Here is a 19152-nt window from a genome sequence, read left to right on the forward strand (position 1 = left end):
GGTCAATAGGGGTAGTCGCCGGTTTCCACGTGCTCGGCTTTGTTGAGTACGACACCCAGCAGCGGAACCTTGTCACCAAGCCGACGCTCGGTTTCCTTGATTTCTTTAGCCCGCGTCATGCCACCTGCGGCTACGATCAACAAAGCGTCGATATGCGGAAGCATTGCGATCACGTCATCATTCAAAAGGGCAGGGGGCAAATCGAACAGCATAACGCTGGGTTGAAACTTGGCCTCGATGTCATCCAAAACGGCCTGCGTCTTGGGATCCTGCAAGAGCTCTGCAGCATAAGGCTCGACGATGCCGTTAAAGCCGATTGCGACATGCGAGCCTGCTGAGATCGTATTCGGTGCAAACCCTTGTAGATGGACCTCTGGCGCGATCTGTCCGCGCAGCATGTCGCCGACGGCACCTGTATCTGTGACCCCAAAGATCTTGTGCAGGCTCGGGCTGCGCATATCGAGGTCCAGAAGCACGGTTCGGCAGTTTTCCTGCCGTGACAAACTGATCGCGAGGTTTGCGGCCGTAAAGGTCTTGCCGCAATCCTTGGTCGGAGAGGTGATGGCAACACGTGTCCAGCCATTTTCGGACAACGCCTGAAGCATCCGAGTGCGCAGGATATCAAACCGTGTGTGCGAAGGATCCTGACGCAAAGCCGTGATGACGTTCCGGTCTGCGAGCCGTTGCGGATCAAGTGGAAACCGGTCGATGGCGTTCCACGCCGCTTCTCGGTCGAAAACCTCTGTCTTGCCGGGGGCGGCGTCGGGTTGGCTGGTCAGGACAAGAGGGGACGTCAGTTTAGCAGTCTGCTCGACGTCCCCCTTGCGCTGTGTTTCCAGCTCGGCTTCGCGCTTCGCCACCAGCTCCGCCTCGAGCCGTGCTTCCCGTTCTGCTGCGCGCTGCGCTTTCAGCTCTGCATCGCGCGCTGCTTTTTCCTTCCGGGCTTGTTCTTCGGCCTCTTCGGCTGCACGGACCCGTTCGGCGTCGCGTGCTGCTTCTTTTTTCCGTAGCGCTTCCAGTTCGGCCCTTTGCCGCAACAGCGCCTCTTTCTCGGCAATCAGCGCGTCGATTTCGTCAAGCGTCGGAGTATCGTTTCTCTCAGGCGTGCGTTTCGGCTGGACATCAGCCGACGCTTCCTCACGCCGTTTGCGGCGTTGGAATTTCGGCTGTTCAGTCATGTTTCAGCCTCGTGGCGCGGCATCATTGCTTTCCAATTCTTACGTTCGCCTAGTCCGGCACGTCTTCGTTTTGTGACATTGCATTCTGTCAAGAATACGTCCGATTTGAGGGGATTGTTTATCAAATGATGGCGATCAAAACCCAAAAAGATTGGCTTTGCCGATGGCCTCGTCGATAAATTTGGCTTTATCCCGCTCTGGCGCCCAGCCCAACTCTGTTTTCGGTTTGGTGTTTACGAAAGGCGACAGATGGGCACGGCTTTTCCAATCGGCCAAGGAAGGGCGGGTCAGTCCACGCCGCCGCAGGGCATAGACCTTGAGCACATGCTTCACCGCATCCGCAGCCCAAAACAGCGTGAGATTGCCGGTGCTGACCCTGATCTTTGCGCCCAGCGATTTGTGGATCGCGTCGAAATAGCCTTTCCCTGAAAGCATCGGTTCCCCGATCAGGTTGTAGCTTTGCCCAACCGCGTCAGGATGATCTGCCATCAGGATCAACCCCTCTGCTACATCGTCGATCAACACGAAAGGCAGTATGTTGAGACCATTGCCCCAGATGCGCACTGCCCCCGCGCCATGCCATCGGCCAATGCCCCAATGTTGTAGTGGTCCGCCATGGCCGACCACGATACCCGGACGCGCGATGACCAGCGGTAGCCCGTCGCGGCGGTGCATCTCCATCAGCCGCTTTTCGCATTCCGCCTTGGACCGCGCATACATGTTCCGGTCGCTCATATCGTCTGGGAAGGGCACGCCCTCGGTAATCTTCTGCTGCGGTGAGGACATGTCATAGCTGGCGATTGTGCCGGTATAGACAAGACGTTTGACCCTGGCCTCCTGACACGCTTCGGCAATGCGAACGGCCACGCCGACATCATGCTCAAGCGCCTCGTCCCACGTTCCCTCCAGCGATCGGGCGAGATTGTAGACCACGTCGATCCCGCGCATCGCCTCGACCAATGTCGCCTTGTCGTAAAGCGAGACACCAACGGTCTCGACCTCGTCCGGCAAATCGGGAAAGGGTCCAAACCGCCCCCGGCTCAGAACGCGCACGTCCTGTCCTTTGGCCACAAGAGCGCGGGTCAGCGCGCGACCGATGAACCCGGTCCCGCCGATCACCATTGCAGTCGGCTTTGGGTCGCGTGTCTTCGCCTTGGGTTCCGCCGCTTTCAGCATGTCCGCTGGGATCAGGGAAAGTGCCTGATCCAGCGCCGTCATGACCTTGACGGCACTGTCGCCAGAGAACCGCGCATCCGGCGCTTTGTCGGTGCGCAAGGCGTCGTAGATCGCCGCATCCATCCCCTGAAAGCTTAGCGCATAGGGGGATTTGCGGTTCAACGACACCACCTGAGTGAACGTATTGCCAAGCCCTTCGCGCAGGTGCTGCCACGACAGGTCCAACTGCCGCCGCAGCGGGTTGAGCACCAGATCAGACGCGTTTTCACGCTCAATCACCAACGTATCAGCCGCAAAGTCGAGCCGCGCCCGACCTGAGGAACCACGCAGGGTCAGAGACCGGTCATCAATCGTTTCGACCATCGAAATGGTCAGTGTCACATCCACATCCCCGGCCCGCGCCATGATGCGCCACGCCTGGTGGCGCGTGTCGTCACCGGGCAGGTCCACGGCTTTGGACAACTGTACCGACTGGATATCAGGCACGCCAAAGAGGTCGACAATGAACCCCATCAGGTGCGGTCCCAGTTCCAGCAGCAGGTTCTTCGGTTCGCGCAGCAACCAGATTCCGAACGGCCCAGACCGCAGCGGTGCCAGCGGCAAGCACCAATGCACTTCGGCCACCGATACGCGGCCCAACTCGCCCTTCGCCAACATGTCCTTCAGCCGATCGTACGACGGCAAACCCATGAAGTTGTGACCGGCATGAAAGCGCACGCCATGCTCCTGTGCGACCGCTTCGATCTCGGCCGTTTCAGCAGAGGAGGTCGCAACCGGTTTTTCCACCAACACATGCAGCCCGGCCTTGAGGCACTGGATTGCCAGCGGATGGTGCAGATGTGGGGGCGTCAGAATGTGAACGGCATCGCAGACCTTCGCTTCGATCAGGTCGGCCACATCGCCAAAGGCCCGCACGCCCAGCCCGTCGGCCAAGCCCTTTGCGGCGGCTTCCGATGGGTCGCATACAGCAGTGATTTCGACCCCATCAGTCGCGCGGAGCGCATCCGCGTGCCAGCTTGCGATATATCCGGCCCCGATCAGACCAACGCGAATTTTGGAAGACGCCATTCGCCTCAACCCCTTATTTATATTCGATGATGCGCATCTGCGCGTTGTTCAGGCGCCGCCAGTGATAGCGGATCATACCGATGACATTCGGAAACTTGGACAAGGTGAGGTACACCGCATGCGCGCGCGCCTCCTGCACCGGCAGCCCTTCCGCGATCAGCCCTTTCGTCGTTTTCCAATAGGACAGGAAGTAGAGGCCCAAGACCAGAACTGGAACTGCGGGCGAAGATAGTGTTCCGAAGACAGCCACAATCGGCATCATCAACCCATAGACCCATCCGCGCTGCCGTTCGCGCACGAAATAGTCCGGGTGCAGATGCCCGACCTGCGCAAAGCCGTGCCCTGTACGCTCTGCCCGTTTCCACCATTGGGAAAACCGCATCATATTGGCGTCATGCCCTGCCATCGGTTCTGCAATGCGCAGCAACCGCCAACCCGCCTTGCGCAGCCGCGTGCAGAATTCGTCATCCTCGGCGGCGATCACAGTGGGGTTGAAACCACCGACCTCTTCAAAGGCCGAGACGCGCACCATCATGTTGCCGGGGCAGGTCAGGATCTGCCCCGCCGGACGCGACCATTCCACGTCGAACATCTGGTTGAACACGCTTGCATCACGGCGCATCTCGCGCTGCTGCCCGGTGACAAGGGCAAGATCGTCCTCGGACCGCAGCCGCGCCTCTGCCTCGTCCAGCCAGCCATCTGCCATGATGCAATCGCCATCAAGGAACTGAACCACATCGGGCGGATCGTCCTGCGCCATCAGCGCGGCGAACCCTTCGTTACGGGCGCGGGCGGCAGTGAAAGGCACGGACATATCAAGCCTGACGACCGTTGCCCCGGCCTGTTCCGCATTGGCAACGCTCTGGTCGGTTGACCCGCTGTCAACATAGACCATGCGCCGCGCCTGTGGCGCAACCGAGGCCAGTGACCGGACCAGTTTTTGCCCCTCGTTGCGACCGATCAGAACGACATCGACGCTCATGTTTCGGCCTCCCCGGATGGGCGCAGGTTCAGCACCGCGCGGCCTTGGCCGTAGGACACGATCAGCTCCGACAACCACTGCGCTTCCTGCGCGGCGTCATACTCTGTCACCACCTTCGCCCGACCCGCCGCGCCGTAAGCCTGACGCAGGTCCGCATCCGACAACAACACGTCCAGCGCCTCGGCAAAGGCATCAACATCGCCGGGCGGCACAAGGCGTCCGCTCACACCGTCCTCTACCAGTTCGGGCACGCCCGCGATGCGTGTGGTCAGTACAGGCACCTGCGATGCCATCGCTTCCATCAGCACGACGGGCACGCCTTCGGCAAAGCTGGGCAGGACGAAGACATCCGTTAGCGCCAATTCCTCGGCCACTTCGGCCTGCGATTTGTATCCCAGAAAGACGATGCGATCCTGCAAGCCTCGCTTGGCGACCTCGGCTTCCAGCGCATTGCGGTCCGGCCCGTCACCGACAAGGCGCAGGGTGAAGCCTGGATAAGTCTTGACCAAGCGCGACACGGCGTCGATCAGGATCGGCACACCTTTGACCCCAGCAAGTCGCCCAACAAAAAGCGCTCGCAAGTCGGTTCGAACCGGCTTGGGCGCATAGCGGGACGGTTCCACGCCGCAATGAACGATGTGCAGCTTGCGCCAATGTTGCGCCTCGGCAAAGCACATCAGTTGCGATCGACAGAAATGGCTGATGCACGACACGAAGGCTGCTCGCGCAGCCTTTTCGCCAATCCGCCAATGGTGTGGCTCGAAGAAGATGTCGGGTCCGTGGATGGTAAAGCTCCACCGCAGACCAGAAAGTTCCCCCGCCAGCATCGCCACCGTGCAAGATGCCTTGGCGATGTGGTTGTGCAGATGGGTCACGCCTTCATCGGCCAGCTTTGCGGCAAGAACTCCGGCCTCGACGAAATAGATCAGGTTGTAGAGCCGACCCTTGACCCCCTTCGGCGCGGTCCGCCATGCCAAACCAAGTGCTGAAAAATAGCGACCCGGCGTTTTCATCCACCGCCAATGCGCCTTGAGCGTTGTCGCCGGGTTCCGCACGGCATCCAGCACCTTGAACGTGCGCGCGTGTTCCTCGCGTTGCTCTGGGCCGACCAGATGTTCCGCGCCCGTGGTGCGGATCGAACAGGTCAGAACCTCATGCCCCAATAGACGCAGGTTTGCCACTTCACGCTGTATGAACGTGTCGCTGGCGCGCGGGTATTCACCGGTCAGGTATGCGATCTTGGGCAGTGTCATGTCGCAACCTCCCACGCCGGGGACGCGTCAGGCAGGTCCAGGTGTTCTGGTGCGTGAAAGCGGTAGGTCATTGGCAGCAGGCGTTGCCGCAAGACCGGGGCCCGCAACAGTCCGGGCAATTTGGAAGACACCGGGCCAAGTACGTGCGCAGCGCTTGATAAGACCCGCCACGACAACGGCAGGACCAGTTTAGGCCATCCTGTCTTTTGCAGTTCCGCAATAACTGCACGGCGTGTCGGAAGGTTCGGATCGACCACTGTGATCGTGTCCTGCAGACGTTGTGTGGTCGCCTGCACCAATGCTGCGGCACATCTCTGGACGTGGCACATCGGCAGTGGATCATCAGGAGAACTGCGAAACAAGAGCGGCCCCACGGCAACACCCAGATGGGCGTTCCAAAGATGATTTGCATCGTAAACGATGCCCGGACGCAACAAAGACACCGAGCCAAAACTGGCGTTCAACGCGAGGGTTTCTTGCTTGGCCTTCGCGTCGGAATAGGCGTCGCGTGGCCTATCTGCGGATACCCGTGGTGTTAAGTCCGTCAATGCTGCGCCAATCGGCACTTTGGACGTGTCATAGACCGCGAGCGAACTTGCCAAGGTCAGGTGGCCAACTCCGGCGTGTTTCATGGCTGCGATCACGTGCTCGGTGCCTGCAATCGTCAGTCGTGCGTGATCCTCTGCATTGCCGGACATTGCCGCGGCAAGGTGAATGACGCCGTCACATCCATCCATCGCCGACGCAAGCGACTTCACGCTGTCCCGTACGGTCAGGTCGGCTGAGACGTACGTTACACCCGTACGGTCAGTTCCGGCCTGACGTTGGACAGCCACGACTTCCAGTCCGGCGCCAAGTGCAGCGTCGACGGTGGCGCGTCCGATGAACCCCGTAGCTCCAGTGATGAGGACTCTGTTCACTGCGCCCATGGCATCGGCTCCATTGGATCGCATCGCGTGGTCATCGCTTGCGCGCCGGACGTTTCGCCCGCGTTCTGCATCGCCAGCGTGACTTCGGTCATGTGCAGCGCAAAGTCATTTGACAGTCGCGACGGGCGGCCCGTGCGGATCGCGTCGAGCATTTCGGATGGGCCGAGCATGAAGTTCATTGCCGCCGCTCCCCAGCGTTTGACCTTGGGGTGGGTCGGCTGACCCAACTTGATCGTTTTCGGGAAAGGCGATTCCATCAGGCGGCGGCGGATCGTCATGCGTTTGGCAAAGGTGACCTTGGCGGAATTGTCCCACGCTGCCTTGCAGGCCAGGACACCGTCATCGCCGATGATGCGGATCTGGTGGTCATGCGGAGCCACTATCGAGCATGTCAGTCGTGTCATCGGGCCGTTGTCGAAGAACAGTGTTGCGACCGAAAGGTCCGGCGCAAACGGTCCGGCGCCTTCCTTCCCGGGGATAGTCTCGGCCGAGGCCGCGACCACGGTGCGCACTGATCCGAACCACGAGATCAGCCAGCCGAGGTAATAGCCTGCGTGTTCCAAGGTGCAGCCAACGCGAAATTCATCCTCGAATGGCCACGGCGCACCGGATTCGGAAATCCATTTCTTGTAGGCGGCCTGCGGTACGAAACCGTCATCCAATTCGGCATAGATCGCGCGAGGGATTCCAGCGACACCATTGCGCAGCGCGTGGCCAAATGTTTGTGCGGCTTCGCCCAATACGCTGCACGGGGCCGACGCCAGCATCAGCCCTGCTGCCTGCGCTTGCGCGTGCAGGGCCTTGGCATCGTCCACGTTCATGGCCAGTGGTTTTTCCGAATAGGTGTGACAGCCCGCGGCAAGGCAAGCGGAATTCACGGCGAAATGGGCCGAGGGGTTGGTGAGATTTAGAACAACGCCATCACGCGGATGACGGTCAAGCAAAGCGTCCATCGATTCGACCGATGGCACCTTCCAGAAGTCGCAGAATTCCGCCAATCGCGCGGCGTTCTTATCGTAGACGCCGGCTACCGTGATCCCATCCATCGCCTTCAGCGACCGCATGTAGAGGTCAGCCACAAATCCACAGCCGATGATCGAGACAACACCGCTCATGCCGCGACCCTCGTGGGGGTGCGACCGTGGACTGGGCCTCGGACGATACGGAATCGGGTGCGGGTCACTGGCTGCTCACGTTGTTCTGTGCGTCTTTTGCGCAGGGGTTAGACCATTCAATCATGGTCATAATTCGACAAACGTCGGGTTTCTCGTATGTCTTAGGATATTTTTTGACAGAATGTCTTGATTTTGCGGTGCTGTGGCCGCGATTTGGCCGCATGATGCAGCTAGGCTGGCCGGAAATGACGAAACAGGAGGCGTTGATGCGCTTTTGGGGCGACGCATTCGATGTGACGGTCAACGTACCTGATTGGGTTGCGTTGGAACGCCATATTTCGTCCCGTTTGCGCGCGGGTGATGGGTTCTCGCTGGCTACGATAAATTTGGATCATTTGGTAAAACTACGTCAAGATCGGCGGTTCCGTGATGCATACGCAGCCCAAGACTTGGTCGTTGCTGACGGAAATCCGATTGTCTGGATGTCGAAACTCGCCGGACGCCCGGTATCGTTGATCCCTGGTTCAGACGCCATCCTGCCATTGGTACGGATCGCAGCAGCACATCACAAGACGTTGGCGCTTGTGGGCAGTACGGACGATACGCTGGCCGCCGCCAAAACCTATCTGGAGCGAGAAGTCCCGGGCACCCGGATCGTGGCGACCATCGCCCCTCCGATGGGCTTCGATCCTGTTGGAGGCTCTGCGGATGAAGTGCTTGATGCGCTGCAAGCGGTCGATGCGGATATAGCCTTTCTTGCACTGGGGGCGCCCAAGCAGGAACTATTCGCCGCTTACGGGCGCGGCAAGCTGGACCATGTCGGTTTCATTTCAATTGGTGCAGGTCTGGATTTCTTCTCGGGTGCGCAAGTGCGTGCACCGGCTTGGGTTCGCGCCATTGCGATGGAATGGCTGTGGCGCGCGGTGTCGCAACCTGCCCGTCTGATCCCGCGCTATGCCAAGTGTTTCAAGATCCTTCCGGTGGAATTGATCCACGCCTTGAAGCTGCGCTTTGGCGCGGCGCAAGGCACGCCCGCTCGCGAGGGCAAGTGACATCGCCCGAACCTAAGTCAGCCTGTGCACACGGCCACCAGCCGCATCGGCATCGGCGTGGTCGTGGGTGACAAGCAGCACGGGCAACCCCTTTGCGCGGGCCTGATCAAACACAAGCGTACGGATCTGATCGCGCCGTTCGGTGTCGAGCCGTGAGAATGGTTCGTCCAGCAATAGCGCCTTTGGGCCGGACAGCAGCATTCTCATCAGAGCAACACGCGCCTTTTGCCCGCCTGACAGGGTCTCTGGATCACGGTCGGCAAACCCGGCCAGACCGATATCCTCCAGTGCGGTGTCGATGTGCTGTCGGCGGGCCGCGCGGCCTTTCACCGTGGCGCGCAGCCCAAAGGCCAGATTTTCGCCAACGGACAGATGCGGGAACAGCAATTCGTCCTGAAAGAGAATGCCGACATGCCGCTGTTCGGGGGCAAGATCGGTGATGTCGGTGCCGTTCAACATGACCTGCCCCTTGGCATCGAACCCATCATCGAGGGTGCCGATGATGTAGGATAGAAGTGTCGACTTGCCCGAGCCGCTTGGGCCCATCACGGTCAAGACCTCGCCCGGTGCGACATGGTCCGAGATGTCGACCAAGATGCGCCGCTCGCGTTGGATCACCACGCCGTCAAGGGTCAGTCCGGGATCAGGCATGGCGCAGCCCCTTGCGATTGCGCCAGACAATGGCGGGAATGAACAGGGCGAAGGCAAAAGGCAGCAGCGCCAATGCCGTCTGGCTGAGCGCATAAACCGAAATCACCCGCCGGTCACCCCCAGAGGCGAGGGCCACCGCCTCGGTGGTCAGGGTTTGCACCCGGCCCGCGCCGGCCAGCAGGGTGGGAAGGTATTGCCCGATGGACACGGCGAACCCGACAGCGGCTGCCGTCAGGATCGGACGCAAGAGCATCGGCAGGCGCACCCGCCACAGCACGCCGTCGCAGCCCGCACCCAACGCGCGCGCAACATGCCCGTATCGCGCGTCCCACGCGCGGAACGGATCGGCCAGCGATAGAAACACGTAAGGCAGCACGAAGATGATATGCACCGCGATCACCGCCATGCGGTTGCCATCGATCCCGGTGAAGATGGCCAGCGTCTGAAGCCCGGTCAGAAAGGCGATCTGTGGCACGATCAAAGGCACATACAGAAGCCAGAGTACGCGACTGCCCGGCCTGAGCCCGTATCGGTCCTCTGCCTCGAGACAGGCCAGAGTCAACAGCATTGCCGCGAGCGTGGCGACCGAGGCGATGATCAGAGTTTCGGTGATGATAGGCCAGAGGTTCATCCCGTGGCGCATCCAAGTCTTGAGGGTGAATGTGTCGGGCAGCAGATCGGGAAAGCTCCAGAACCCGGCAAAGGACCACACGAGAAGGCCAAAGATGCCGAACACGATAGCGCCCGCGCTAAGTGTCGCCGCTGCGATGGAGACGGTCTGAACCACGCGCGTTGCCCCGCGGCGCGCGCCGGAGGCCACCCACCGGCGACCCAATCCTGAAAGTGCGAGTTCGACCAGACGCCACAGGAGCAGCGCGCACACGACCAACGTAAGCTGCCAGACAGCAGCGGCAGAGGCAAGAAAGCGCATGTCCAAGTCGGGATCATTCATCCATTTGAGGATTTGAACCGACAGTGTCGTAGGCGTTGTCGGGCCAAGGATCAGGGACACATCCACCACCGTCATTGAAAAGGCCAGAACGGCAAAGACCGGCAGCCTGATCTGCGCATATACGCGAGGGAAGACGGTTTTGAACCAGCCTGTGACGGGGGAATATCCCAAGGCCAATGCGGTGTCGCGCGCTTGTTGCGAACGGATTTGGCTCAGTGCGGCCAGCGTCATCAGCAAAAGAAACGGCACCTCCTTCACCACCAGCCCGGCGATCAGCGACAGACCGTAGGGGTCTTGCAGGATCAAAAGGTCCGGGGGTCTGTCCCAACCGGTCAACCACGGCGAGGTGGCGCGTGCGATCCATCCCGACGGTGCAATGAGAAACGCCAACCCAAAGGCGGCCGCGGCATGGGGCACAGACAAGAGCGGCGACAGCATCCGCTCGATGATGCGAAAGGCCCGTGATCCGCTCCATGCGGCGCAGATCAGGGCGACCAGCAACAAGGACAGGGCCGTGGCTGCGATCCCGGTGGTGACGCTGAGCACACTTGCGCGGGTGATTCCCGGCCAGTCGAACAGCATGGCAAACGCTTTGAGGTTAAATCCGTCGCCGCCCAAAGCCGGCATGTACCCGAAAGCGGGACCCAAAGTACCCAGAACCCCCGCCACCACGGGGCCCACCATAATGGCAAGGGTCAGGAGCGGGGCCCATGGCAGAAACCGGGCCCGCGCCGAGGGTGTGTCGCAGCGTGGGATCACACCGCGCCTATTGCGCGACGCCGTACCGCTCGGTCCAGTCTTCCTCGAGCTTGACCATCCAGCTCGGATGCGGCTCGGACAGGGTTGCGCCCAGTTCTTCCGGCGGTAGGGTGGCAATTCCCAGTTCCAACGCATCGAACCTCGCCCGATCGTCGCCCGACAGTTTCGCCAGATCAAGAACGGTGCCCAGCCCCCAGACCTCGGGGTCTTGCATCATCGCCTGTGCTTCTGGTGACATCATAAAGTTCGCCACCACCATCGCACCCGCTTTGGCGTTGGCGTTGTAGGGAATTGCGACAAAGCTGGCATTGCCGATGGACCCTGCGTCCATGACAAAGCTGCGCACGCTGTTCTGCAACTGGCCATTGGCAATCGCATTGCTCGCCTCGTTCGGGTTGAAGCTGATTGCGAGGTCGATCTCGCCATCGGCCATCAATTGGATTTGGCGGGATTCGTTCTGCGGATAGGCGCGGCCCGACCGCCAAAGGTTTGGCGTGAGACCGTCAAGAAAGGCCCAGAACTCGGCAGTCGCCGCATCGTAGTCGGCCTCTTCGACAGGCGATTGCAGGACTGACGCGTCTGGCACGAATTCGATCAGGGCTTGCTTGAGGAACGTGGATCCAAGGAAATTCGGCGGTTGCGGATAGGTAAAGCGCCCCGGATTGGCAGCGGCATAGGCGGCCAGCGCCTCCATCGTGGTGGGGGGTGTCTCAAGCTGCGCGGTGTCATAGTAGAACACCACCTGCGCCATGCCCCACGGTGCCTCAAGCCCATCGGTCGGCACGGTGAAATCCGAGATCACGGCAGGCTTTCCGGCGACATCCACATTGGCCCAGCTTGGCGTCTGTTCGACCCACGGGCCGAACAGCAATTCCTGCCGCTTCATCGCGGCAAAGTTTTCGCCGTTAATCCAGATCATGTCGACCGCGCCGCCCTCGTCTTTGCCAGCGGTCTTTTCTGCCACCACCCGGCTGACCGCATCGGCGGTGTCGGACAGTGTTACATGTTCGAGAGTCACACCGTAATCTTCGTTCACCCGGTTGCCGATCCATGCGATGAAGCTGTTGATCGTGTCCGACCCGCCCCATGCGTTCCAATAAACCGTCTGCCCGCGTGCCTCCTCGGTGACAGCCTCCCAGTTCGACGGATCGGGGTCGGCCTGGACCGCAAAAGCGGTTGCAGTGGCGAGTGTGGCGGCAAGCAGAGTGCGCATAGGTCATGTCCTGATCTTGGAGGCGGATGCCCCGGTCTCGTGCGTTAAAACCAGCACTACCCTGATCCGGTCAAATGACAAACAGGTGTGTAAGATTTCAGTGGTCCCTTCGAAATCGGACCTTTATGGCGGAAGTCAACCAACCGCCACCCGAGCATCCCATGATCGACGCCGCCCTTTTGCCGATTATCAAACGCGCCATCGACCGCCCGGCGCGGGCGTTGGTTGCACGCGGTATTTCTGCGGACCAGATCACGGTGTTGGGCTTCGGCATTGGCCTTATGGGTGTCATGGCCGTGTGGCTGGGTCTCTTCGGTCTGGCGCTGGTGTGCCTTGTGGTGAACCGGCTTGCAGATGGTCTGGACGGCGCGGTGGCGCGGCTGACCCACCCCACCGATCGTGGCGCGTTCCTCGACATCGCGCTCGACTTCATGTTCTACGGCCTGTTCCCTTTGGGCTTTGCGCTGCATGATCCCGCCAATAACGCACTGCCTGCCGCTGTGCTGATCTCAAGCTTCATCGGCACGGGGTCCAGCTTTCTTGCCTTCTCGATCATCGCCGAAAAGCGCGGGATCACCTCTGAGGACTATCCGACCAAGGGCATCTACTACCTCGGCGGTTTGACTGAAGGCACAGAGACCATCGCGCTTTTCGTTGCTATGTGCCTGTTCCCTGCGGCTTTCCTGTGGCTCGCTTACACGTTCGCCGGGCTTTGCGCGATCACCACCGTTACCCGTTGGTTGGCAGGGTGGCGGATGTTTGGATCTGGCGTCCTGTAATTCTTCTTTTTGAAAGTATGCCGGGGGTCTGGGGGCAGAGCCCCCAGCGAATCGGACCGCGCATGCGGTTCGATCAAACGGATCATGCGCCCTCTCCACATCCCGCGCCACCTCTGCTACACCGCGCGAAAGACCGGGTCGAGCAGAGGACACCGCACATGACCATCCCGAAACCTGTGGTTCTGACCATCCTCGACGGTTGGGGTCTGCGTGATGATCCGACGGCGAATGCGCCGAAACTGGCCGACACGCCGACGATGGCTCATCTGATGGCGACCTGCCCCAATGCGACGCTGATCACGCACGGACCTGATGTCGGCCTGCCCAGCGGCCAGATGGGCAATTCCGAGGTCGGCCACACAAATATTGGCGCAGGAAGGGTGGTTGCGATGGATCTGGGCCAGATCGATCTTGCCATCGAAGACGGCAGCTTCTTCAAAAACGCTGCGATCCTCGATTTTGCCAATGCGGTCAAAGACGCGGGTGGTCGGGCGCATATCATGGGTGTGGTCTCGGACGGTGGGGTGCATGGGCATATCAGCCACATACAGGCGGCTGTAAAAATGCTCACTGATCTGGGCGTCGAGGTTGTGCTGCACGCCATTACCGACGGACGCGACGTGGCACCGACCTCTGCCAAGGGGTTTGTCGCTGATCTGGTCGACAACCTGCCCCAAAACGCAACAATCGGTACCGTGATCGGGCGGTATTTCGCGATGGACCGGGACACCCGTTGGGATCGGGTCGAACGGGCGTATAACGCGATGATCCTCGGACAGGGCACCAGAGCCGATGCGGCTATCCAAGCCGTGGAAAACGCCTATGCCAAAGACCAGAATGACGAATTTATCGAGCCCTGCGTGATTGGCGACTACAGCGGTCTGAGTAGAGGCGATGGCTTCTTCTGTCTAAACTTCCGCGCGGATCGCGCTCGGGAAATCCTTGCTGCGATCGGTGACCCTGCGTTCGATGGCTTCGATCGTGATAAGCCTGATCTGCCCGGCCTTCTCGGCATGGTGAATTATTCCAAGGCGCACGATGCTTACATGACGACCGCCTATCCCAAGCAGGAAATCAAGAACACACTTGGCGAATGGGTCGCCAAACACGGGCGCAAACAGTTCCGGCTGGCCGAGACCGAGAAGTACCCGCATGTGACCTTCTTTCTGAACGGTGGGCAGGAAACGCCGGAAGAGGGTGAAGACCGGTTCATGCCTAAAAGCCCGAATGTGGCGACCTATGACCTGCAACCAGAGATGTCTGCTGATGAAGTGACAGATAAATTCGTCGCTGCCGTAGAGGCAGGGTATGACCTGATCGTCACTAACTTTGCCAACCCGGACATGGTTGGGCACACCGGCGATCTGGATGCCGCAATCAAGGCTTGCGAAGCTGTGGATGCAGGGCTGGGCAAGGTGCTTGCCGCCGTCGAAAAGATGGGTGGTGCGATGATCGTAACAGCTGATCACGGCAATTGCGAAACCATGGTCGATCCCGAAACGGGTGGGCCGCACACAGCGCATACAACGAACCTTGTGCCCGTTGTTCTTTACGGTGGGCCGGAAGGTGCAACGCTGGCTGACGGGCGGCTGGCTGACCTTGCGCCCACGCTGCTGGCGCTGATGGGGCTGCCGCAACCGGACGAGATGACCGGGAAAACCCTGATCCGCTCATGAGGCATTTTGCGCTTCTTCTCTGCCTAGTCGGCGCACCCCTCGCGGCTCAGACCCCGGCCGAGGCGGCGCGCGGCGCGATGGTGCAGTTGGAAGATGCAACGGCCCAGCTTGACTCGGCTGAGTCCGCGCGGGATCGCGTCAGGGCGCTGACCGAGGCGGTTCAGGCGTTCGAGACCGGGCTTGCGGCGATGCGGGACGGATTACGGGCGGCGTCGATCCGCGAAACTGAATTGCGGCGCGAGCTGAATGCGCGCGATGCCGAGGTGACGCGCTTGCTGGCGGCTTTGTCTGCATTGGGGCCGGATGCCGGTCCGAAGAATTTCGTGCATCCTGACGGCCCCATTGGTGCGGCGCGGGCTGGGTTGTTGATGGCCTCCATCACACCTGCGCTGACAGATGCCGCTGCTGACCTGCGCGCGGATGTGGAAGAGGCAACCGCGCTGCGGCAGTTGCAGCAGGATGCGGCGGACACGTTGCAAACCGGGTTGGCCAATATTCAGATTGCACGAACGGCGCTAAGTCAGGCCATTGCAGACCGCACCGACCTGCCGCGAAAGTTCACCGAAGATCCGGTGAAGACCGCTCTGCTGATTGCCGCAACCGAAACGCTCGATGGATTTGCCGCTGGGTTGAGCCAGATTTCCGAGAATGAAGCTGATCTTGATCTGCCCGCCGCAAGCAATCGCAAAGGCCGGTTGTCACTGCCTGTTTCCGGGGAAATCCTGCGTCGTGCCGGGGAGACCGATGCGGCGGGTGTGACACGTCCGGGCATCTTGATCGCGACAAGACCTCGCGCGCTGGTCACGACACCGGCGGCGGCAACGATCCGCTACCGGGGGCCGCTTTTGGATTACGGGCTGGTCAGCATTCTGGAACCGGAACCCGATATCCTGTTCGTCTTTGCTGGGCTCCACTCGGTGTTTGGTGAGACCGGTCAGGTGCTTCCCGAAGGCAGTCCGGTCGGTTTGATGGGCGGTCCAGCGGGTGAAACCAACGATATTCAATCACCATCCGGTGAAAGGGCTGGCGAAGCGTTGTCTGAAACGCTCTATATAGAAGTCAGATTAGGCGACACGCCAGAGGACCCCCTTGGGTGGTTCACAGAGGATAAGGGAAGGACCGAATGAAAAAAGTAGTCATGGCGGCCATGGGCGGCACACTTGCAGGCATCGTGGCCACGACGCAATTCGTGGGTCCGCTGGTCGCGCAGGAAAGCGCCCGCACCACAAACGTGTATGAACAGCTCGACCTGTTCGGGGACATTTTCGAACGTATCCGTGCGCAATATGTCGAAGAGGTGGATGCAGGGGATTTGATCGAAGCGGCCATCGACGGCATGCTCACCTCGCTTGATCCGCATTCCAGTTACCTGTCGCCGGACGATGCCGCCGACATGCGCGTGCAAACGCGCGGGGAATTCGGTGGTCTGGGGATCGAAGTCACGCAGGAAGAGGGCTTTGTGAAAGTCGTGTCGCCAATTGACGGCACCCCCGCCGAAGAAGCAGGGATCGAAGCGGGCGACTTCATCACTCATGTGGATGGTGCTTCGGTATTGGGTCTGACGCTTGACGAGGCGGTCGACATGATGCGCGGCCCGGTTGGGTCTGAGATCATCATCACCGTTGTGCGCGAAGGCGAATCCGAACCGTTCGATGTGTCGATCATCCGCGACACCATCAAGCTGACCGCAGTTCGAACCCGCCTGCAAGGTGAAGCGGTGGTTTTGCGCGTCACCACCTTCAACGACCAGACGTATGCCAACCTCGAAGAGGGGCTGGCTGAACAGGTTGAGGCCGCCGGTGGTATCGACAGTGTCGAGGGCATCGTCCTTGACCTGCGCAACAATCCCGGTGGTCTGCTCAATCAGGCGATCCGGGTTAGCGATGCGTTCCTTGAAAAGGGCGAGATCGTCAGCACTCGGGGCCGCAACCCCGAGGACGGTGATCGCTACAATGCCACGCCGGGTGATCTGGCACAGGGCAAACCGATTGTCGTTCTGATCAACGGCGGTTCTGCATCAGCATCCGAAATCGTAGCCGGTGCGCTTCAGGATCACCGTCGTGCCATCGTGGTCGGCACGAAGTCCTTCGGCAAGGGCTCGGTTCAGACGGTGATGCCGCTTCGGGGCGACGGTGCCATGCGCCTGACCACCGCGCGGTATTACACGCCATCGGGCAGGTCCATTCAGTCGCTTGGCGTGTCGCCGGATATCGTCGTAGCCCAACCGCGCCGCGCCGAGGCCAGCGCTGAGGACGAGGAGGAAACAAACGTCTTCAACCGGTCCGAGGCAGACCTTCGTGGCAGTCTCGACAATGACAGCCTGAGCGAGGACGAGGTTCAGCAGATCGAAGCCGACCGCGCCAAAGCCGAAGCCGCTGCCGCGTTGCGTGAAGAGGATTACCAGCTGGCCTATGCCATTGACATCCTCAAAGGCTTGACCGCGCTTCAGCCGTCCAACGACTAAAATCATATTGCGGCGCGGAATGTTTCTGCGCCGCAACTTTGCAAAGGCCCCAAGATGACCCCCGAAGAGATTGCTCGCCTGCCATATCGTCCCTGTGTCGGTGTCATGCTGGTGAACCGTGAGGGGCATGTTTTTGTGGGCCAACGCATCGACAATCCGGGCCCTGCTTGGCAAATGCCGCAGGGTGGCGTGGACAAGGGCGAAAGCCCCCGTGATGCAGCCTTGCGTGAGCTTTGGGAAGAAACCGGGGTTCTGTCCCGACTGGTCAAGATCGAGGCCGAGACCAAGGATTGGATCCCCTACGACCTGCCGCATGACCTTGTCGGCAAGCTTTGGAAAGGGCGCTATCGCGGGCAGGAGCAAAAGTGGTTCCTGATGCGGTTCAAAGGAACTGATGACCAAGTGGATATCGCCACCGAACATCAGGAATTCAGCCGTTGGAAGTGGATGGCGCCGGATCAACTCATCAACAACATTGTTCCATTCAAGCGGCATGTCTATGAGCGGGTTTTGACAGCGTTCAAGGATCACCTGTGACCCGCGTGGGTGTCGTCGTTGCTGGCGTGATGGCGCTTTCTCAACCGGCCTTTGCGTTAAGCTGCATGGCTCCGGACATTGCCCGCGATTACCAGCGGGCCGCACAATCCGATGACACTTACATCATCGTCAAAGGTGATCTGTTCTTCGATGAAGCCGATCTTCCCGACCGTGTCGAACAGCGTACATCCCGTGCGCGCGACCGTGTTGATCTAGAAGGTTGGCTGGCAGGATTTTCCCTGACCAAAGATGGCTTCACCAAGAGGTTCGAACGCGATGTGATCCTGCGGGTGTCCTGCCTTGGCCCGTGGTGCGGCGGAACTGTCAAGGGCGAGCATTTGGCCTTCCTCAAACAGGAAGACCGCCAATGGGTCCTGCAGATCAACCCGTGTCCCGGAATGACATATGCATCCCCGACTGCGGAACAGGAGCAGAAAGCGCTGGCCTGTTTTCGGGGGGAGCGCTGTCAAGCCAAGTGACAAGAACGCCACGAATAGGAACACACGATGCTTTGCAAAATCGGTGAGGTCGAAGTCTGGAGACTGCTCGACTTGCACGGTCCCTTCATGGCACCGGAAGCGCTTTTCCCGACTGCGGGATCGGATGTTGCCGAGGTTGTGGAACGTCATGTTCCGGGCTCTGTCTGCAAAGCCACGGGTTGCCTGATTATTCCCATTCAAGGGTTCGTGTTGATCACGCCGACCCATCGAATTCTGATCGACAGCTGTGTTGGCAACGACAAAACTGTCCCTGCTTTTCCCAGCTGGCACAAGCGGTCCGACGGGCGGTTCTTGGCATCGCTCCATGCGGCGGGTCTGACCGTCGATGACATCGACTACGTGTTGTGCACGCACCTGCACACCGATCACGTGGGATGGAATACGCGGCTTGAGGATGGCCGTTGGGTTCCCACGTTTCCCAATGCGCGCTACCTGATACCCGCCGCCGACGAAGCGTTCCAAAAGGACCGGATGAGCGATCTATACACCGAGAGCGTTTTGCCGGTCATTGCCGCCGGGCAGGCCGAGATGGTGCAGGCGGGACATAGGCTTGGAGATCACGTCACCCTTGTTCCGACGCCCGGGCATACACCGGGTCACGTGTCGGTTCAGATCCAAAGCGGCAGTCGCAAAGCGATCATCACCGGGGATGCCCTGCATTCTGCAACGCAATGCTGGCACCCGGAATGGCATTTCAAGTTCGATGCGGATGCCGAACGGGCCGTCGAGTCCCGCCGCTTTCTGCTGGAAACGGCGTCTGAGGCTGAGTGCCTTGTGCTTGGCAGCCATTTCTCCCTACCCTCGGTGGGGCGGGTGTTTGCCGAAAAGGACGCGTTTCGCTGGACAGATCTGTCAGAGCTTTGATAGC

The 19152-nt window shown here is 60.2% G+C and carries 17 protein-coding genes; 8 read left to right on the forward strand and 9 right to left on the reverse strand.

Annotation, left to right across the window (positions count from 1 at the left end; translation table 11 throughout):
• Window positions 1-2: 2 nt before the first annotated feature.
• The 6 genes from MCRY_RS12210 to MCRY_RS12235 form a co-directional block, all read right to left on the reverse strand.
• Window positions 3-1178: a nucleotide-binding protein gene (locus tag MCRY_RS12210; protein ID WP_085630253.1), complete on the reverse strand. Its 1176-nt coding sequence runs from the start codon at window positions 1176-1178 to the stop codon at window positions 3-5.
• Between the two features lie 135 nt (window positions 1179-1313).
• Window positions 1314-3422, reverse strand: a complete 2109-nt coding sequence (locus tag MCRY_RS12215; RefSeq protein WP_085630255.1) for an NAD-dependent epimerase/dehydratase family protein — start codon at window positions 3420-3422, stop codon at window positions 1314-1316.
• 13 nt (window positions 3423-3435) lie between these two features.
• Window positions 3436-4404: a glycosyltransferase family 2 protein gene (locus MCRY_RS12220; protein ID WP_085630257.1), complete on the reverse strand. Its 969-nt coding sequence runs from the start codon at window positions 4402-4404 to the stop codon at window positions 3436-3438.
• Window positions 4401-5657: a glycosyltransferase gene (locus tag MCRY_RS12225; RefSeq protein ID WP_085630259.1), complete on the reverse strand. Its 1257-nt coding sequence runs from the start codon at window positions 5655-5657 to the stop codon at window positions 4401-4403. Before MCRY_RS12225 ends, MCRY_RS12220 begins: the two co-directional genes overlap by 4 nt.
• Window positions 5654-6586 carry an NAD-dependent epimerase/dehydratase family protein gene (locus tag MCRY_RS12230; RefSeq protein ID WP_171046208.1) on the reverse strand — a complete coding sequence of 311 codons (933 nt, stop codon included), beginning with the start codon at window positions 6584-6586 and terminating at the stop codon, window positions 5654-5656. The genes MCRY_RS12225 and MCRY_RS12230 overlap by 4 nt, the downstream gene beginning before the upstream one ends.
• Window positions 6574-7701: a Gfo/Idh/MocA family protein gene (locus MCRY_RS12235; protein ID WP_085630263.1), complete on the reverse strand. Its 1128-nt coding sequence runs from the start codon at window positions 7699-7701 to the stop codon at window positions 6574-6576. The genes MCRY_RS12230 and MCRY_RS12235 overlap by 13 nt, the downstream gene beginning before the upstream one ends.
• Before the next feature lie 173 nt (window positions 7702-7874).
• Between MCRY_RS12235 and MCRY_RS12240 the strand changes: the two genes are divergently transcribed.
• Entirely contained in the window at window positions 7875-8753 is an 879-nt protein-coding gene (locus MCRY_RS12240; protein ID WP_338087195.1) for a WecB/TagA/CpsF family glycosyltransferase, read from the forward strand.
• A 12-nt stretch (window positions 8754-8765) separates the two neighbouring features.
• Here the strand turns inward: MCRY_RS12240 and MCRY_RS12245 are convergent, their stop codons facing one another.
• From MCRY_RS12245 to MCRY_RS12255, 3 genes are all read right to left on the reverse strand, one after another.
• Entirely contained in the window at window positions 8766-9404 is a 639-nt protein-coding gene (locus MCRY_RS12245) for an ATP-binding cassette domain-containing protein (RefSeq protein WP_085630265.1), read from the reverse strand.
• The gene (locus MCRY_RS12250; RefSeq protein WP_085630267.1) at window positions 9397-11040 is read right to left on the reverse strand and encodes an ABC transporter permease; all 1644 of its coding nucleotides are present in this window, start codon (window positions 11038-11040) and stop codon (window positions 9397-9399) included. The genes MCRY_RS12245 and MCRY_RS12250 overlap by 8 nt, the downstream gene beginning before the upstream one ends.
• Window positions 11041-11122: 82 nt before the next feature.
• On the reverse strand, window positions 11123-12328 hold the full coding sequence (locus MCRY_RS12255) for an ABC transporter substrate-binding protein (RefSeq protein ID WP_085630269.1): 1206 nt from the start codon (window positions 12326-12328) through the stop codon (window positions 11123-11125).
• Window positions 12329-12489: 161 nt separating this feature from the next.
• On the opposite strand from MCRY_RS12255, the gene MCRY_RS12260 reads away from it, so the two are divergent.
• From MCRY_RS12260 to MCRY_RS12290, 7 genes are all read left to right on the forward strand, one after another.
• A complete protein-coding gene (locus tag MCRY_RS12260) occupies window positions 12490-13107 on the forward strand; it encodes a CDP-alcohol phosphatidyltransferase family protein (RefSeq protein ID WP_085630555.1) in 618 nt (205 codons plus the stop codon).
• Window positions 13108-13265: 158 nt separating this feature from the next.
• Window positions 13266-14783 (forward strand): 2,3-bisphosphoglycerate-independent phosphoglycerate mutase, encoded by a 1518-nt coding sequence (gene gpmI, locus MCRY_RS12265; protein ID WP_085630271.1) that lies wholly within the window; start codon window positions 13266-13268, stop codon window positions 14781-14783.
• Window positions 14780-15910: a murein hydrolase activator EnvC family protein gene (locus MCRY_RS12270; protein ID WP_085630272.1), complete on the forward strand. Its 1131-nt coding sequence runs from the start codon at window positions 14780-14782 to the stop codon at window positions 15908-15910. Before gpmI ends, MCRY_RS12270 begins: the two co-directional genes overlap by 4 nt.
• Window positions 15907-17247 carry a S41 family peptidase gene (locus MCRY_RS12275; protein ID WP_085630274.1) on the forward strand — a complete coding sequence of 447 codons (1341 nt, stop codon included), beginning with the start codon at window positions 15907-15909 and terminating at the stop codon, window positions 17245-17247. The genes MCRY_RS12270 and MCRY_RS12275 overlap by 4 nt, the downstream gene beginning before the upstream one ends.
• A 54-nt stretch (window positions 17248-17301) precedes the next feature.
• The gene (locus MCRY_RS12280) at window positions 17302-17784 is read left to right on the forward strand and encodes an RNA pyrophosphohydrolase (protein WP_085630276.1); all 483 of its coding nucleotides are present in this window, start codon (window positions 17302-17304) and stop codon (window positions 17782-17784) included.
• Complete coding sequence (locus MCRY_RS12285; RefSeq protein ID WP_085630278.1) at window positions 17781-18263, forward strand: hypothetical protein; 483 nt, start codon at window positions 17781-17783, stop codon at window positions 18261-18263. Before MCRY_RS12280 ends, MCRY_RS12285 begins: the two co-directional genes overlap by 4 nt.
• A gap of 27 nt (window positions 18264-18290) precedes the next feature.
• Window positions 18291-19148 carry an MBL fold metallo-hydrolase gene (locus MCRY_RS12290; protein WP_085630280.1) on the forward strand — a complete coding sequence of 286 codons (858 nt, stop codon included), beginning with the start codon at window positions 18291-18293 and terminating at the stop codon, window positions 19146-19148.
• The last annotated feature ends 4 nt before the right edge of the window (window positions 19149-19152 follow it).

It is taken from the genome of Marivita cryptomonadis (assembly GCF_002115725.1).
Taxonomy (GTDB): Bacteria; Pseudomonadota; Alphaproteobacteria; order Rhodobacterales; family Rhodobacteraceae; genus Marivita; species Marivita cryptomonadis.

What these genes read in the sequence shown, in the direction of transcription:
- MCRY_RS12215 (WP_085630255.1), bottom strand. Translation starts at nt 3,422, where the DNA reads ATGGCGTCTTCCAAAATTCGCGTTGGTCTGATCGGGGCCGGATATATC.
- MCRY_RS12290 (WP_085630280.1), top strand. Translation starts at nt 18,291, where the DNA reads ATGCTTTGCAAAATCGGTGAGGTCGAAGTCTGGAGACTGCTCGACTTG.
- MCRY_RS12220 (WP_085630257.1), bottom strand. Translation starts at nt 4,404, where the DNA reads ATGAGCGTCGATGTCGTTCTGATCGGTCGCAACGAGGGGCAAAAACTG.
- MCRY_RS12260 (WP_085630555.1), top strand. Translation starts at nt 12,490, where the DNA reads ATGATCGACGCCGCCCTTTTGCCGATTATCAAACGCGCCATCGACCGC.
- MCRY_RS12230 (WP_171046208.1), bottom strand. Translation starts at nt 6,586, where the DNA reads ATGGGCGCAGTGAACAGAGTCCTCATCACTGGAGCTACGGGGTTCATC.
- MCRY_RS12275 (WP_085630274.1), top strand. Translation starts at nt 15,907, where the DNA reads ATGAAAAAAGTAGTCATGGCGGCCATGGGCGGCACACTTGCAGGCATC.
- MCRY_RS12270 (WP_085630272.1), top strand. Translation starts at nt 14,780, where the DNA reads ATGAGGCATTTTGCGCTTCTTCTCTGCCTAGTCGGCGCACCCCTCGCG.
- MCRY_RS12250 (WP_085630267.1), bottom strand. Translation starts at nt 11,040, where the DNA reads ATGGTGGGCCCCGTGGTGGCGGGGGTTCTGGGTACTTTGGGTCCCGCT.
- gpmI (WP_085630271.1), top strand. Translation starts at nt 13,266, where the DNA reads ATGACCATCCCGAAACCTGTGGTTCTGACCATCCTCGACGGTTGGGGT.
- MCRY_RS12210 (WP_085630253.1), bottom strand. Translation starts at nt 1,178, where the DNA reads ATGACTGAACAGCCGAAATTCCAACGCCGCAAACGGCGTGAGGAAGCG.
- MCRY_RS12255 (WP_085630269.1), bottom strand. Translation starts at nt 12,328, where the DNA reads ATGCGCACTCTGCTTGCCGCCACACTCGCCACTGCAACCGCTTTTGCG.
- MCRY_RS12280 (WP_085630276.1), top strand. Translation starts at nt 17,302, where the DNA reads ATGACCCCCGAAGAGATTGCTCGCCTGCCATATCGTCCCTGTGTCGGT.
- MCRY_RS12225 (WP_085630259.1), bottom strand. Translation starts at nt 5,657, where the DNA reads ATGACACTGCCCAAGATCGCATACCTGACCGGTGAATACCCGCGCGCC.
- MCRY_RS12235 (WP_085630263.1), bottom strand. Translation starts at nt 7,701, where the DNA reads ATGAGCGGTGTTGTCTCGATCATCGGCTGTGGATTTGTGGCTGACCTC.
- MCRY_RS12245 (WP_085630265.1), bottom strand. Translation starts at nt 9,404, where the DNA reads ATGCCTGATCCCGGACTGACCCTTGACGGCGTGGTGATCCAACGCGAG.